The sequence below is a fragment of the Promicromonospora alba genome, assembly GCF_042654905.1.
Taxonomy (GTDB): Bacteria; Actinomycetota; Actinomycetes; order Actinomycetales; family Cellulomonadaceae; genus Promicromonospora; species Promicromonospora alba.
In genome coordinates this window covers 1,085,777-1,100,012 of the sequence record NZ_JBHSFI010000003.1, presented here as the reverse complement: position 1 = coordinate 1,100,012, position 14,236 = coordinate 1,085,777, and the positions used below count along the sequence as shown (strand labels likewise).

Annotated in this window: 15 protein-coding genes; 10 read left to right on the top strand and 5 right to left on the bottom strand. The window is 72.1% G+C overall.

Features of this window, described 5'->3' with window-relative positions; translation table 11 throughout:
- The first annotated feature begins 161 nt into the window (after positions 1-161).
- Genes ACFO6V_RS10200 through holA form a run of 4 tightly spaced genes read left to right on the top strand, consistent with a single transcriptional unit; the run spans position 162 to position 3,517 of the window.
- On the top strand, positions 162-953 hold the full coding sequence (locus ACFO6V_RS10200) for a hypothetical protein (protein WP_377134855.1): 792 nt from the start codon (positions 162-164) through the stop codon (positions 951-953).
- Positions 954-963: 10 nt separating this feature from the next.
- On the top strand, positions 964-1,653 hold the full coding sequence (locus ACFO6V_RS10195) for a hypothetical protein (RefSeq protein WP_377134853.1): 690 nt from the start codon (positions 964-966) through the stop codon (positions 1,651-1,653).
- Positions 1,653-2,477 (top strand): neocarzinostatin apoprotein domain-containing protein, encoded by an 825-nt coding sequence (locus ACFO6V_RS10190; RefSeq protein WP_377134851.1) that lies wholly within the window; start codon positions 1,653-1,655, stop codon positions 2,475-2,477. Before ACFO6V_RS10195 ends, ACFO6V_RS10190 begins: the two co-directional genes overlap by 1 nt.
- A 29-nt stretch (positions 2,478-2,506) precedes the next feature.
- Complete coding sequence (gene holA, locus ACFO6V_RS10185) at positions 2,507-3,517, top strand: DNA polymerase III subunit delta (protein ID WP_377134849.1); 1,011 nt, start codon at positions 2,507-2,509, stop codon at positions 3,515-3,517.
- Between the two features lie 138 nt (positions 3,518-3,655).
- Here holA and rpsT read toward each other — a convergent pair whose 3' ends face one another.
- Entirely contained in the window at positions 3,656-3,916 is a 261-nt protein-coding gene (rpsT, locus tag ACFO6V_RS10180) for a 30S ribosomal protein S20 (RefSeq protein WP_116676346.1), read from the bottom strand.
- Between the two features lie 244 nt (positions 3,917-4,160).
- Here rpsT and ACFO6V_RS10175 point away from each other — a divergent pair, with 244 nt between their 5' ends.
- Positions 4,161-5,285: a calcium:cation antiporter gene (locus ACFO6V_RS10175; RefSeq protein WP_377134847.1), complete on the top strand. Its 1,125-nt coding sequence runs from the start codon at positions 4,161-4,163 to the stop codon at positions 5,283-5,285.
- 68 nt (positions 5,286-5,353) lie between these two features.
- Here ACFO6V_RS10175 and ACFO6V_RS10170 read toward each other — a convergent pair whose 3' ends face one another.
- The 3 genes from ACFO6V_RS10170 to ACFO6V_RS10160 all read right to left on the bottom strand — a co-directional run bounded on the left by ACFO6V_RS10170 (position 5,354) and on the right by ACFO6V_RS10160 (position 7,313).
- A complete protein-coding gene (locus tag ACFO6V_RS10170) occupies positions 5,354-5,920 on the bottom strand; it encodes a type II toxin-antitoxin system PemK/MazF family toxin (RefSeq protein ID WP_377134845.1) in 567 nt (188 codons plus the stop codon).
- 81 nt (positions 5,921-6,001) lie between these two features.
- On the bottom strand, positions 6,002-6,433 hold the full coding sequence (locus ACFO6V_RS10165; protein ID WP_377134842.1) for a type II toxin-antitoxin system PemK/MazF family toxin: 432 nt from the start codon (positions 6,431-6,433) through the stop codon (positions 6,002-6,004).
- Positions 6,434-6,488: 55 nt separating this feature from the next.
- Positions 6,489-7,313 (bottom strand): alpha/beta fold hydrolase, encoded by an 825-nt coding sequence (locus ACFO6V_RS10160; protein WP_377134840.1) that lies wholly within the window; start codon positions 7,311-7,313, stop codon positions 6,489-6,491.
- A gap of 91 nt (positions 7,314-7,404) precedes the next feature.
- Here ACFO6V_RS10160 and ACFO6V_RS10155 point away from each other — a divergent pair, with 91 nt between their 5' ends.
- The 3 genes from ACFO6V_RS10155 to ACFO6V_RS10145 are packed head-to-tail and all read left to right on the top strand — an operon-like array spanning position 7,405 to position 10,783.
- Positions 7,405-9,012 (top strand): circularly permuted type 2 ATP-grasp protein, encoded by a 1,608-nt coding sequence (locus ACFO6V_RS10155; RefSeq protein ID WP_377134838.1) that lies wholly within the window; start codon positions 7,405-7,407, stop codon positions 9,010-9,012.
- The gene (locus ACFO6V_RS10150; protein WP_377134836.1) at positions 9,006-9,935 is read left to right on the top strand and encodes an alpha-E domain-containing protein; all 930 of its coding nucleotides are present in this window, start codon (positions 9,006-9,008) and stop codon (positions 9,933-9,935) included. The genes ACFO6V_RS10155 and ACFO6V_RS10150 overlap by 7 nt, the downstream gene beginning before the upstream one ends.
- Entirely contained in the window at positions 9,932-10,783 is an 852-nt protein-coding gene (locus tag ACFO6V_RS10145) for a transglutaminase family protein (protein ID WP_377134834.1), read from the top strand. The genes ACFO6V_RS10150 and ACFO6V_RS10145 overlap by 4 nt, the downstream gene beginning before the upstream one ends.
- A gap of 4 nt (positions 10,784-10,787) precedes the next feature.
- On the opposite strand, the gene ACFO6V_RS10140 is transcribed toward ACFO6V_RS10145, so the two are convergent.
- Positions 10,788-11,528: a maleylpyruvate isomerase N-terminal domain-containing protein gene (locus ACFO6V_RS10140; protein ID WP_377134832.1), complete on the bottom strand. Its 741-nt coding sequence runs from the start codon at positions 11,526-11,528 to the stop codon at positions 10,788-10,790.
- 249 nt (positions 11,529-11,777) lie between these two features.
- Here ACFO6V_RS10140 and ACFO6V_RS10135 point away from each other — a divergent pair, with 249 nt between their 5' ends.
- Both ACFO6V_RS10135 and ACFO6V_RS10130 read left to right on the top strand, forming a co-directional pair.
- Positions 11,778-13,175 carry a hemolysin family protein gene (locus ACFO6V_RS10135; RefSeq protein WP_377134830.1) on the top strand — a complete coding sequence of 466 codons (1,398 nt, stop codon included), beginning with the start codon at positions 11,778-11,780 and terminating at the stop codon, positions 13,173-13,175.
- Positions 13,172-14,218: a CNNM domain-containing protein gene (locus tag ACFO6V_RS10130; RefSeq protein WP_377134827.1), complete on the top strand. Its 1,047-nt coding sequence runs from the start codon at positions 13,172-13,174 to the stop codon at positions 14,216-14,218. Before ACFO6V_RS10135 ends, ACFO6V_RS10130 begins: the two co-directional genes overlap by 4 nt.
- Positions 14,219-14,236 lie beyond the last annotated feature (18 nt).

Genomic DNA, 14,236 nt, shown 5'->3' with positions numbered 1-14,236 from the left:
TCCCGGGCGTTTCACCGCCCGACGTGCCGCACCTCTTGTACCAGGTCACGCCGACGTATTGCGGCAGGCTCGCCACACTTCGCGAAACGTTGCGGATCCTGTGGGCCGATCTAACGTGGGTGAGGACGGAGAGTTCGTCAGCACCTACGAAGGGGGGCTTCGTGGCTGATCTCAAGCTGACCGTCCGGCGGTATCGCCGGACCATCGCGGTGACCGTGACGGCGGCTCTGCTCGTACCGGCGATGGCGTTCAGCGCCGCGGGGCGGGACCAGGCCGCCGCACAGCTCGAGCTGCGGCAGGAGCTCCTGGCGGAGTCCGTGGTCACCGACGTCTCGGAGGCCGACCAGACGGTCCGGGTGGACGTCGCCGAGGATCCCGCGGCCGCGGACGCCTGGCTCGAGGATTCGGCGGAGGTGCTGGACGGCTGGACCGTCGTCGTGGCCGGGATGGACAGCAAGTCCGGCGAGGACCGTGAGAAGCTCGACGCCGAGGCGTTCGCGGGCGACCCGCCGTCAACGGACGAGCCGTGCCCGGAGATTCCCGAAGGTCCCCGCTCCGCCGACGGCGCCACCACCCCCTACCTGGGCTGCGAGCCGGACGGCGACGTCCAGGCCACCGCCCGGTCGGTCGGGAAGGGCTCGGCAAAGGCCACTCTCGCCAAAGCGGTCGACGAGGTCCTCGCGTCCTACCTGCCGGGCGCCGGCCTGGCGCCCACCAAGGTCCGGATCAACAAGGGCGAGGCGACGGTCGACGTGGCGGCCGGGTTCGAGGAGGCGCTGTCCGACGCCGGGGTGTACCCGGGCGACGTCTGGCAGGCGCTCCTGTTCACCGCGCACAGCAACGGCAACATCGACTCGGTGAAGTTCACGCTCGCCGGGGACTGCCTCGCCTTCGCGTACGCGACGGGCGGCGACGTGTGCGCCTCGACCGACCTGCCGATCGACTTGGGCTGAGGAGGCCACGATGCGCGCGATACCCCGCCGGCTCCTGACCGGCCTCGCTGCCCTGGCGCTCGTCCTCACCGGGCTGCTCACGGTGGCCCCGGCGGCGTCGGCCGACGTCACCTACGTCCCGGAGAGCTGGAACGGCAAGGTCGTCTACCTCTCCCAGGCGTGTCACGACCGGGGCGACACCGTGTGTCACACGAACACGGGCTGCGACGGGTTCAGCGAGAACGCGAACTCCCGGCTGGTCGCGATGACCGCTACGACGCACACGGACGCCAAGCAGCTGAACCTCCTGGAGCGTGGTTACAAGGTCGTCCGCGGCACCGGCCTGACCACGTCGAACATCGCGAACTCGAACCGGGTGGGAGCGGACGTGCACGTGCCGATCCACTCCAACGCGATCAACCGGTCGTGCGAGATCAAGCTCTCGGCCGACCGGTTCGGCACCCACGTGATGTACGTGTCGGCGGCCGGCCGCAAGTGCGCGCGGATCATGACGTCGATAGTGGGTTCGGCCAGCCCCGGGACGAACGACGCCCGCCAGTACCGCACCGACCTGGGCGAGCTCAACCAGACCAACGCCGTCGCCTGCTACCTCGAGCAGGAGTACCACGTGTGGGACGAGGGAGTGAGCTGGATGCGGGACCGGAGCACCTGGAGCTGGCGGATCGCCGGCAGCATCGACGTCTTCCTGGGCTACCCGTGATGCGCGCGCGTCTGCTGGTCCCGGTCACCGCCGTCGTGCTCGCGCTGGCGGCCTGCACGGCAGCTCCGCCGAACCCGGGCCCAGCGCGGGAGGCCAGCGCCACGAGCAGCCCCGACCCGGCGGCGTCGGGCGACCCGGAGGGCATCAGCGACGAACCGGCCATCACCGTCCGCGCCGCCGGTGGCGCCTGGGTGGTGCGCGGCACGGGTTTCAGGGGCGGCAACCAGTACCTGGTCCAGTGCACCGGCGACACGACGGCGGGTGCGAAGGCGCTCGACGAATGCGACATGTCGACCAGCGAGCAGGTGGTTGCGGACGCCGAGGGCCGGATCTCGGCGACGCGGCCTGCCCGGGCGTTCGTCAACGTCGGCTCGGTGTCCGAGGTGGACTGCACCGGAGACCCGTGCGCCCTGGCCGTCGCCGACCTGTCCGACGTGGTGCTCGCGGCGGCCGCCGCCCCGCTGCCCGACGGCGCGGAGTCGCCCGACGCTCCGACGCTCGTCCTCTCAGAGCAGGAGCTCGGCGCCGACAAGGGTCGGGTCACGGTGACGGGTGAGGGCTACGCGCGGGGTGCGACGGTGCGGCTGGTGCAGTGCGCCACCACGCCGGACGGCGGCGTCGACGGTGACAACTGCCTGTACGACGACGGCAAGCGAGTGGTCGCCGACCGTACGGGCTCGGTGCTCGCCCGGCTGGCCGTCGAGCGCGAGATCGAGCTGGTCGGCGGCGGCGTCGCCGACTGCGCGGTGGCCGGCGCGTGCGTGGTGGCCAACGCCTGGACCGACGGCGGACGCATGGCGGTGGCCGGCCTCCTCTGGGAGTGATTGTCGGTAGTGCGTGGCAGGCTGTGTCAGTGCCTCCAGCGACCAAGCGCCGTACCGCCACACCTGCCACCGGCCGTAGCTGGGACGAGCCGACGCTCGCCCCGGTAGTGCTCGTGCGTGGGGCCGAGCCGCTCCTGGCCGAACGTGCTGTGGACGGCGTCGTGGGGCTGGCGCGTGCGCGTGACCCCGAGATCGAGAAGGTCGAGCTGGAGGGCACCACGTACGGTCCGGGCCAGCTGGTGGTCGCCGCGAGCCCCTCGCTGTTCGGCGAGGCGAAGATCGTCGTGGTCCGGTCGGCGGAGTCCGGCACCGAGGACCTGATGGCCGACCTCATCTCGTACGTCGGGTCGCCGGACGAGGAGACCGTCCTCGTGGTCGTGCACGGCGGAGGGCAGCGCGGCAAGAAGATGCTCGACACCATCACGAAGTCGGGTGCGCCGGTCATGGTGTGCGAGCCGGTGACCAAGGACGGTGAGAAGGCGTCGTTCGTCGCGGGGGAGTTCAAGGCCGCTCGCCGCCGGGCCGACGCCGAGGCCGTGCGTGCCCTGGTGGATGCCCTCGGCAGCGACCTGCGCGAGCTCGCGGCGGCCTGCTCGCAGCTGATCGCCGACACGACCGGCACCATCACGGCGGCCACCGTGGACAAGTACTACGGCGGGCGCGTCGAGGCGACGGGCTTCCGCGTCGCCGACGCCGCGGTGGCCGGTGACGCCGGGGGCGCGGTCGCGCTCCTGCGGCACGCACTCGACACGGGGCTGGACCCGGTGCCCATCGTCGCTGCCCTGGCGCTGCGGCTGCGCAACCTCGCGAAGGTCGCGTCGATGCGCGGTGGCGGCGGGTTCGCGGCGCGCGACATCGGCATGGCGCCCTGGCAGGTGGACCGCGCCCGAAAGGATCTGCGGAGCTGGACGCCGGAGGGTCTGGCGGCGGCGATCTCCGCCGTCGCGCAGGCGGACGCGGACGTCAAGGGCGAGTCCAGGGACCCGGTGTTCGCCGTGGAGCGTGCGGTCCTGACTATCGCCCGCTCCCGCCGGTCCTGACCCGCTCGACTCGTTGAGTGCGTGATATTCGCCCTGCTGGAGCCGTTTCAAGGACGAAAATCACGCACTCAACGAGTGCGCGGGCATGCGAAAGACGCCGTCCTCCCCGTGGGGTGGACGGCGTCTTTCGAAGCTTGCTCAGAGAGCGGCGACCGACTTCGCGAGGGCCGACTTGCGGTTCGCGGCCTGGTTCGCGTGGATGACGCCCTTGGCAGCTGCCTTGTCGAGCTTGCGCGACGCGGTGGCAAGGGTGACCGTCGCGGTCTCCTTGTCGCCGGCTGCGACGGCCTCGCGCACCTTGCGCACGTGGGTCTTCAGCTCCGACTTGACGGACTTGTTGCGCAGACGAGCCTTCTCGTTCGTCTTGATGCGCTTTATCTGGGACTTGATGTTTGCCACGATGGGACTTCCTGGTGTGTTCGCCTGACGGCGAGCGGATAGGTCGTAGAGGGCGGTCGCAACTCCGGGACTGGGGTGGGGACCCGTGGAGAGGAGCTGGGACTGTGCCCGCCGACCTGGGCGGACACGCGACCTCCAAGTTTACCAGAGGCTCGGGCGTATCGGGCGAGGAGTCCGGTGTGACCCCGGCTACGGCCGCCGTCGGTCAAAAATGGCCCTGACGAGCCACCTTAGAATCCGAACCATGACTACCGCGACTCTGAGAGGCCGTTTCCAGTGGACCGTGGTGGTTCCAGTCCTTGCCGCGGTGCTCCTCGTGGTGACGTGGAGCAGTCATGACCACCCGGTGATCCTGGCCGTGATCGGCGCCGCTCTGGTCGGGTCCGTGCTCGCGGCGGTGCACCACGCCGAGGTGGTGGCGCACAGGGTCGGCGAGCCGTTCGGCTCCCTCATCCTCGCGGTGGCGGTGACCGTGATCGAGGTCGGCCTGATCATCATGCTGATGAGCAGCGGCGGCGAAGCGGCCAGCACCTACGCCCGGGACACCGTGTTCGCCGCCGTCATGATCACCTTCAACGGGATCGTCGGGCTGTCCCTGCTCGTCGGCGCGAGCAAGCACCACCTGGTCAGCTTCAACGCGTCGGGTACCGGGTCGGCGCTCGCCACGGTGATCGCGCTGGCGGGGGTCACGCTGGTCCTGCCCCGGTTCACGACGTCGGCGGACGGCGGCGCGTACACGCCCTTCCAGCTCGCCTTCGCGGCGGTGGCGTCGCTGATCCTGTACGGGGCGTTCGTCTTCACGCAGACCGTGCGGCACCGCGACTTCTTCCTGCCCGTGACGAGCGACAAGTACGGCCGCGTCACGGGTGTCATCCGGGACGAGGACGGCGACGACCACGCCGACCCGCCGGCCGCGAAGGAGGCGTGGATCAGCGTCGCGCTGCTGGTCCTCGCGCTCGTCGCGGTCGTGTTCCTGGCCAAGATGCTCTCGCCCACCATCGAGTACGGGGTGGCCGCGGCGGGCCTGCCGTACGGGGTGGTCGGCGTGGTGATCGCGCTCCTCGTCCTCGCACCCGAGTCGATAGCCGCGGTCCGCAACGCGCTCCGCAACCGTGTCCAGACCAGCCTCAACCTCGCCTACGGCTCGGCCATGGCATCGATCGGCCTGACCATCCCGACCATCGCCGTCGCCATGATCTGGATGGAGGGGCCGCTCACCCTCGGCCTCGAGCCGGTCCAGATGGTGCTGCTCGCGGTCTCGGTGGTCGTGGCGATGCTGAGCATCGCGCCGGGCCGGGCCAAGACGCTGCAGGGCGTGGTGCACCTCGTGCTCCTGGCCGCGTTCCTCGTGGTGTCGATCCAGCCGTAGTCCGGTCCGGACGTGTTAGACCGTCAGGTCACCCGGGTGACCTGACGGTCTGACACGTCGGGGGAGCTTCAGAGTGCCGCCGCCACCTGGTCGAAGACGGCCCGGTCGAGGATCGCGCCCTCCCGGCGGACTGCGTCCGGGTGGATCCGGATCACGCGGTTGAGGCGCACCTCGGAGGCGCGGCCGGTGCTGTCCCAGGCCCCGGTGCCGATATCCATCCACTGGCGGCCGGCGCGGGCCTCCTGCGCGGCGTCGCGGTCGTGGTCCTGGCTGGTCAGCTGCAGCGCGAGGAGCCAGGGGCCGTCGTTGCCCACGATCAGCACCGGGCGGTCCTTGCCCTGGCTGTGATCTTCTTCATAAGGCACCCACGACCAGACGACCTCGCCCGGGTCGGGCTCGCCGTCGAGCTCGGGCCGGTAGACGGGCTTGACCGTGCCCACGAAGTCGCCGGGGTAACCATCGGTCTCGGGCAGGTTCCGGCCCGATGCCGGACGGCGGTCCCGGGGCGTCGGCCCAGACGTCGGCCCCGGCGTCGGCCGGTCGCTGCCGGTGCGACGGTCGCCCTGGTCGAGGAAAGCGCCTGCTACTGCCTCGACGACGTCGCCGAGCAGCTTGATCCACGGGTTCTGGTTCACGGAGGGCAGAGTAGCCCGGCGTCGGCCCGCGAGCAGGGCGTGCCGACGCCGGAGGCCGCGCCCAGCGGCCGAGGGTCCCGCTCAGGTGAGGTCGAGCGCCCGGTCCATGTACTTCACGACGTCGTTGAAGACGTCCTCCGCGAGGATGTCTCCCTCGCGGCGCACGTCGTCCGGGTCGACGCGGATGACGCGGTTGATCCGGACCTCCGAGTCGCGGCCCGTGCCGTCCCAGGCGCCCGTGCCGACGTCCATCCAGATCCGGCCGGCGCGCACCTCCTGGAGCATGTCGCGGTCGTGGTCCTGGCTCGTGAGCTGCAGCCCGAGCAGCCACGGACCGTCCTTGCCCACGAGCAGCACCGGACGGTCCTTGCCCTGGCTGTGGTCCTCCTCGTACGGCACCCAGGTCCAGACGACCTCACCGGGGTCCGGGTCACCGTCCAGCTCGGGGTTGTAGATCGGGTGGACCTCACCCTCGAAGTCGCCGGGATAGCTGTTGTCTGATGCGAAGGTCACGCCCGAAACCGTACCGGAACGGGTTAACCGCGCATCAGGGACCTATCGTCTGGAATCAGCCGGCGCACGCCCGGGCGAACTCGGCCAGCTCAGCCGCCATCGGCACCGGCTCCCAGCTGTGCATCGCACCCGGCAGCTCCTTCTCCGTGCCCTTCGGTACCGCCGCCACGATGCTCGCGGCCGCGACCGGCATCTCCGGGAAGGTCTCGACCCCGTACATGGCGAGCACGGGAACCGCGACGTCGAGCGTGCCGTCCTCCAGCGCATGCTGCGCCCAGGCGAGCGACTGCGCGTCGGCGCGGTAGGCGGCGACGGTGCGGGCCATCGCGGACCAGGCCGGGGAGGCCTCCATCTCGGCGAGCCACTCGGGCGGCATGTCCTTCATGTAGTGCCGCATCGCGTTCTCGTGGTCGTCGGCGTCGAGCAGGCGCTCGATCTCGTCGGCCCACGCCTGCGTCGTCTCCGCGGGGTCGCCCAGGGGTGCCTCCCAGAGGGCGAGGCCGGTGACCGGCAGCCCTGCCGCGGCGGCCCGGAGGCTGAGCGCGCAGCCCGACGAGTGCCCGACCAGGACCGCGGAACCACCCGCGACGTCGATCATCGCGGCGACCGCGGCCAGCTCACGGTCGAGGTCCAGACGGCCCTCGGCAGGGCTCTCCCCGCGGCCGAGCCGGTCGAACGTGATGGCGGTGAGCCCGGCGTCGGCGACGCGCTGGGCGGTCTCGGCGGTGATCGGGTCGTCGGCCCGGTCCGGGCCGGCGCCCGTCACGAACACGACGGCCGGTCCGGTGCCGCCGCGCAGGTCGTAGGCGACGTGGTCGCCCTGGCTGGTGGTCGCGTAGTTGGTCATACCGGTCTGACGCCGCACCGCCGGGCAACTCATCGCCGATCCGGATAACCCGGTGCCGAACGCGACACCAAGCCGAAACACGCACGGAACCGGTACGTCTTACCCGTCGTCCTACAGTTCGGACATGACAGACCTGTTCGATGGATATCCCCTCCAGCAGGCCTTCGACGAGATGCTGGACCGCGACGGCGTGCTGCGGTCCTGCTACGAGCAGGTGCACGGCCGGCTCACCCGCCTGACCGCCGACGAGGTGGCGTCGCGCGCCGACGCGCTCGCCCGGTCCTACCTGGCACAGGGCGTCACCTTCGACTTCGCGGGGGAGGAGCGGCCCTTCCCGCTGGACGTCGTGCCGCGCGTCATCGAGCAGGACGACTGGACCGACATCGCGCTCGGCGTGCAGCAACGGGTCCGGGCCCTGGAGGCGTTCCTCGACGACGTCTACGGCGCGCAGCGGGCCGTCAAGGACGGCGTGGTGCCGCAGCGCCTCATCCAGTCCAGCTCCGACTTCCAGCGGGTCGCCGCGAGCATCCGCCCGGCGGGCGGCGTCCGCTGCCATGTGAGCGGCATCGACCTGATCCGCGACGAGGACGGCCGGTACCGCGTCCTGGAGGACAACGTCCGCGTCCCCTCGGGCGTGAGCTACGTGGTGAGCAACCGCCGGGCCATGGTCCGCACGTTCCCCGAGCTGTTCAGCCGGCTGCGGGTGCAGCCCGTCGTCGACTACCCGCAGCGGCTGCTCGCCGCCCTCGTGGCGAGCGCCCCGGACGGCGTCCCGGACCCGACGGTCGTGGTGCTCACCCCGGGTGTCTACAACTCCGCGTACTTCGAGCACAGCCTCCTGGCCCGGCTGCTCGGGGTCGAGCTGGTCGAGGGGCGCGACCTGTACACCAAGGGCGGCCGGGTCTACATGCGGACCACCGAGGGGTCGCGCCGCGTCGACGTCATCTACCGCCGGGTGGACGACGAGTGGATCGACCCCGTCGAGTTCCGCGGCGACTCCATGCTCGGCGTGCCCGGCCTGGTGAACGCCGCGCGGCTCGGGAACGTCACGCTCGCGAACGCGCTCGGCAACGGGGTGGCCGACGACAAGCTCGTCTACACCTACGTGCCCGACCTCATCCGCTACTACCTGGCGGAGGAGCCCGTGCTGGCGAACGTCGACACCTGGCGGCTCGAGGAGCCCGACGCCCGCGCCGAGGTGCTCGACCGCATCGACGAGCTGGTGGTCAAGCCGGTCGACGGCTCGGGCGGCAAGGGCATCGTGGTGGGGCCGCAGGCCACGCGCGCCGAGATCGACGCCGTGCGGTCCCGGATCGTCGAGGACCCGCGCGGCTGGATCGCGCAGCCCGTGGTGCAGCTCTCGACCGGGCCCACGTTCGTCGACGGCGCCTTCCGGCCCCGCCACCTGGACCTGCGCCCCTTCGCCGTGAACGACGGCTCCGACGTCTGGGTGCTGCCCGGCGGGCTCACCCGGGTCGCGCTCCCGGAGGGGCAGCTCGTCGTGAACTCGTCCCAGGGCGGCGGGTCCAAGGACACCTGGGTGCTGGAGGACGGCACGGGACCCCGGCAGGCGGCGCCGGCGCCGGTCGAGGAGCCGCGGGCGAGCGCCCGGGCCTCGGAGCCGACGGCGGGCGTGCCCCGCGCGACCAACCCGGACGACGCGGCCGCGAACCAGCAGCAGCAGCAACAGCAACAGGCCTCGATGGGCACCGAGGGGAGCACCGCATGCTGAGCCGGATCGCGGAATCGCTGTTCTGGATCGGCCGGTACGTCGAGCGCGCCGACGACACGGCCCGGATCCTCGACGTCCACGTCCAGCTGCTGTCGGAGGACCCGTGGGCCGACGAGGCCACCGCCTGCCGGTCCCTGCTGGCGATCATGGACCACCCGGCGCGGCCCGACGACGGCGAGGTGAACCGCGACACCGTGCTCCGGCTGCTGGCGCACGACCGGGAGAACCCGTCGTCGATCGCCGGGTCGATGCTCGCGGCGCGGGAGAACGCCCGCCGCGCCCGCGAGATCGTCTCGACCGACCTGTGGGAGTGCCTCAACACCACGCGCAACACGCTCCCGTCCCACGCGGGCAGGGGGCCGCACGAGTTCTTCTCCTGGGTTCGGGAACGGGCCGCCGTCGTCGCGGGGCTCATGGAGTCGGCGACCCCACGCGACTCGACCTGGCACTTCATGGTGCTGGGCCAGGCGATCGAGCGGGCCGACATGACGGCCCGCCTGATCACCACCCAGGCCCGGCTCGGGACGGGTGGTCCGGGTTGGAACGCCATGCTGCGGTCCTGCGGGGCCTACGAGGCGTATCTGCGGACGTACCGCGGCCGGGCGTCCGACGCCGACGCCGCGGGCTTCCTCATCCTCGACCGGCTGTTCCCGCGGTCGATCGTCTACGCGCTGCACGCCGCGGAGCGAGCCCTGCGCGAGCTGGAACCGGTGGAGGGCCGGCACGCGGTGTCCGACGACGCGCGCCGGGCGCTCGGCATCATGCGTTCCGAGCTGGAGTTCGCCCGGCTGGGCGACCTGCTCGCCGACCTGCCGGAGACGATGGAGCGCGTGCAGGTCGCCTGCACGCGGGCGAGCAGCGCGATCAAGCACCGGTACTTTCCGGCGGTGGCCACGACGGCCTGGGTGGAGGAGGCGCTGTGACGCTGCTGAAGGTGGTCCACACGACCCTGTTCGACTACGCGTCGCCGGTCACCGACTCGTACAACCAGACACGCATGCGCCCCGTCGAGGACGGGCGCCAGACGGTGCGCTCGGCGACCCTGGCGGTGTCGCCCACCACGTGGTCCTCCGACCACACCGACTACTGGGGCACGAGCGTCACGGCGTTCGAGATCCTGCGGCCGCACACCGAGCTCAGGATCGTCGCGGAGGCCCTGGTCGAGGCCTCCGGGTACTCCGCGGACGGGCGCCCCGCCGGCGACGTACCCGGGTGGGGAGACCTGGCGAGCGAGGCCGTGCTGGACGCGCAGTCGGCCTTCCTCGCGGAGTCGCCGGTCACGACGCCGCCGTCGGACCTCGCGGCGGTCGCCCTGGAGGCCGCGGGCGGGCTGGACCCCGACCGCGCGGCGGAGGCGATCTGCCTCGCCGTGCGGGACCGGCTCGAGTACGTGCCGGGCGTGACGACCGTGCACACGCCGGCGGTCGAGGCGTGGGAGGCGCGGAAGGGTGTGTGCCAGGACATGGCGCACCTGGCGCTCGGCGCTCTGCGCTCGGTGGGCATCCCCGCGCGGTACGTGTCGGGATACGTGCACCCTGAGCCCGACGCCGGGATGGGCGAGCAGGTGCGCGGCGAGTCGCACGCCTGGGTCGAGTGGTGGACGGGCGAGTGGGTGGGCTACGACCCCACCAACCGGATCTTCGTCGGCGGCGACCACGTGGTGGTCGGGCGCGGGCGGGAGTACGGCGACGTGCCGCCGTTCAAGGGCGTCTACGCGGGCGCCGCCTCGTCGACGCTCGCGGTGACCGTGGACATCACGCGGCTCGGGTAGTCCGTCACGGCACTATGGGCTCCGCCAGTGCCGCGTCCAGGACGGCACGGTCGCCCTTGACGAGAAGCCCTGCCTCGACGGGGGTGAGCCGGCGCCACAACATGAGCGCGAGCCCCTCGGCCGGCCCGGAGACGACGGCGTGGATCGCCTCCTCCTCCGCGCGCTCGCCGGGAGCGCCGAGCACCCACGTGCGCGTGCCGTCGACGTCGGTCGCCACGAGGGCCACCGGGTGCCGCAGCGGCGCCATACGGCCCAGACCCACCTGGCGTGGCTGGAGCACGGTGACCACCTCGTCGACGGTGTCCGCCCAGACCTCGGGCTCGGCGTCGACCAGACCGGCGGAACCCGACCCGGCACGCGCCGCGAGCAGGTCGTGCAGGTGCACGAGCGTCTCGTGGACCTGCCGCCGGTGCCAGAACCGCACCGCGCCAGGACCCATCGGCTCGGGATGGGTGAGCACGCGGCCGACCGAGTCCGGGTCGATCTCGGCGAAGGCCTCGCGCAGGGTCGCGGCCTGGGCCGCGTAGTGCGGTGCCAGGTCGAACGGCCCGCCGCCGAGGCCCGGCCCCTTGACCCCGCGGGCGTTGCCGGCGGCCCAGTGGTGGACCTCCGCGAGATGCTCCACGAGCCCGCGGACGGTCCAGTCGCCGCAGGCGGGGACCCGCGCACCGGCGTCGGCGTCCGGCACCGCGGCGAGGAAGTCGTCCTGGAACCGGGTCAGCAGGGCGAGGTGGTCGAGGCTCATGTGCCGAAAGGTACCGCTCGCCTCCGACACCCTGACGCCCAGGACGGACACTCAGGATGACTATCACCGCGCGCCGTGGAACCGTAGGGGCACGTCCGTCGTTCTTCCACGCGATGCCCCAGCGGCATCCGGCCGGAGAACCTCGGGCCGCCAACGACCGCACCACATCTCGCGAAGGATCATGGACGCCGACAGTCATAGTCCCTGCCCAGCCGTACGCCGTAACCCCGCAGGGCGGAGGTGGTGGCGTTGAGCTGGGTGATCTCGCTCCTGCTGGGCGTCGTGGTGATCCTCGCGATCACCGCCGTGACGGGCTACTTCGTCGCGCAGGAGTTCGCGTACATGGCGGTCGACCGGGCACGCCTGGCAGCCCGCGCGGAGGCCGGCGACGCCGGGGCACGACGCGCGCTCGGCGTGACCCGGCGCACCAGCTTCATGCTCTCCGGTGCGCAGCTCGGCATCACGGTCACCGGCCTCCTGGTCGGCTACGTCGCCGAGCCGCTGGTCGGTGAGTCGCTGGGCGTGGCGCTCGGCGGCGTCGGGGTGCCGACCGGCGTCGGCGTCGCGGTGGGCACCGTCCTGGCGCTCGTGCTCTCGACGCTCGTGCAGATGCTGTTCGGCGAGCTCGTCCCGAAGAACCTGGCGATCGCGCGGCCGGAGCCCGTCGCGCTGTGGCTCGCGCGCTCCACCACCGTCTATCTCGCGGTCTTCGGCTGGCTGATCAGGGTGTTCGACGCCGCGTCGAACGCGCTGCTGCGCCTGCTCCGGATCGAGCCGGTGCACGACGTCGAGCACTCGGCGACGGTCCGCGACCTCGAGCACATCGTCGCGGACTCGCGTGCCAGCGGCGACCTGCCCGGCGACCTCTCGGTGCTGCTGGACCGCATCCTCGACTTCCCCCGCCAGGACGTCGAGCACGCCATGATCCCGCGGGCGCGGGTCGGGGTCGTGCACGCCGACGACACGCTCGCGCAGGTGCGCGAGCTGATGGCCCGCGGGCACTCCCGCTACCCGGTGCTCGACGACGACGGCGAGGTGGTCGGCGTCGTGCACCTGGCGGACCTGCTGTCCGCGGGGCCCGCTGCGGCGACCGTCGCGGACCTGCAGCGTCCGGCGCTCGTCCTGCCCACCGCCATGGCGCTGCCGGACGCCCTCCGGGAGCTGTCGGCCACGCGGAACCAGATGGCGTGCGTCGTCGACGAGTACGGCGGGTTCGCCGGCGTGCTCACGGTCGAGGACCTCGCGGAGGAGCTGGTCGGCGAGATCACCGACGAGCACGACGACGAGATCGACCCCGTGACCGCCGCGTCGGACGGGGTGTGGGTGATGGCCGGCGACGTCCACCTCGACGAGGTCGAGCGGTCCGTCGGGCGCGACCTGCCCGAGGGCGACCACGAGACGATCGCCGGGCTGGCGATCGCCGTCCACGGCTCGTTGCCTGCGGCGGGTGACGTGGTCGACGTCGCGCTGCCCGCTGACCCGGCGGACCTGGTAGCGACCGAGCCGCACCCGGACGAGGTGCTCCGGATCGAGGTGCTCGAGGTGGAGCGGCACGTGCCGTCCCGCGTCCGGGTCACCGTCGTGGACGCACCAGCGGACGCCGAGAACGCTGAGAAAGCCCAGACCGAGAGCGAGGAGGCCCGATGAGCAACCCCTGGGTGGTCGTAGCAGCCACCGTCGTCATCATCGCGCTGAGCGCGTTCTTCGTGGCGGTGGAGTTCGCGCTCCTCGCGGCCAAGCGGCACCGGCTCGAGGACGCCGCGCCCACCAGCCGCTCCGCGCGCGCCGCACTGCGCAGCGCGAGCGAGCTGACCCTGCTGCTCGCGGGCTCGCAGCTCGGCATCACCGTCTGCACGCTTGCCCTCGGCGCGATCACCAAGCCCGCCGTGCACCACTGGCTGACGCCGGTGTTCGAGACGTGGGGCGCGCCGTTCTGGGCCGCCGACGTCGCGGGCTTCGTGCTGGCCCTGATCATCGTCACGTTCCTACACCTGGTGGTGGGGGAGATGGCGCCCAAGTCGTGGGCCATCGCCCACCCCGAGGCCAGCGCCACGATGCTCGCGCTGCCGATGCGGGCCTTCATGGTCGTGACCCGACCGGTGCTCGTGGCGCTCAACGGCGCCGCGAACTGGTGCCTGCGGCGCCTGGGTGTCGAGCCTGCGGACCAGGTGGCGTCCGGGCAGGGTCCGGAGGACCTGCGGCACCTCGTGGAGCACTCCGTCAGCGTCGGCGCGCTCTCCATTGCCTACTCCGACCAGCTCTCCGGAGCGCTCGACCTGCGCCGCCTGACGGTCGAGGACCTGCTCGCCGACCGCGCGGCGCCGTCCGCCGTCGGGCACGGTGCGACGGCCGCCGAGGTGCAGGAGGTGTCCCGCGTCTCGGGTCACCTGCGAATCCTCGTGCAGGGCGCGAGCGGCCGGCCGGATGGCGTGGTGCACGTGCGCGACACGCTCCTGATGCCCGACGCCGCGCCCGTCGCGGACGTCACCCGGCCCGTCTTCGAGCTGGCCGCGGACGTGCCGCTGCACACCGCCCTGACGACCATGCGGGAGACGGGCAACCACCTCGCGGTGGTGCCGAGGCCGGACGCCGACGGACCGGACGGCCCAGCGGCGGACTACGGCGTGGTCACCCTCGCCGACGTCCTCCGCCGCCTCCTCCCACGCACGACGTCCCCCCGCCCCGCCTGACCTGCCAACCCGTTGAGT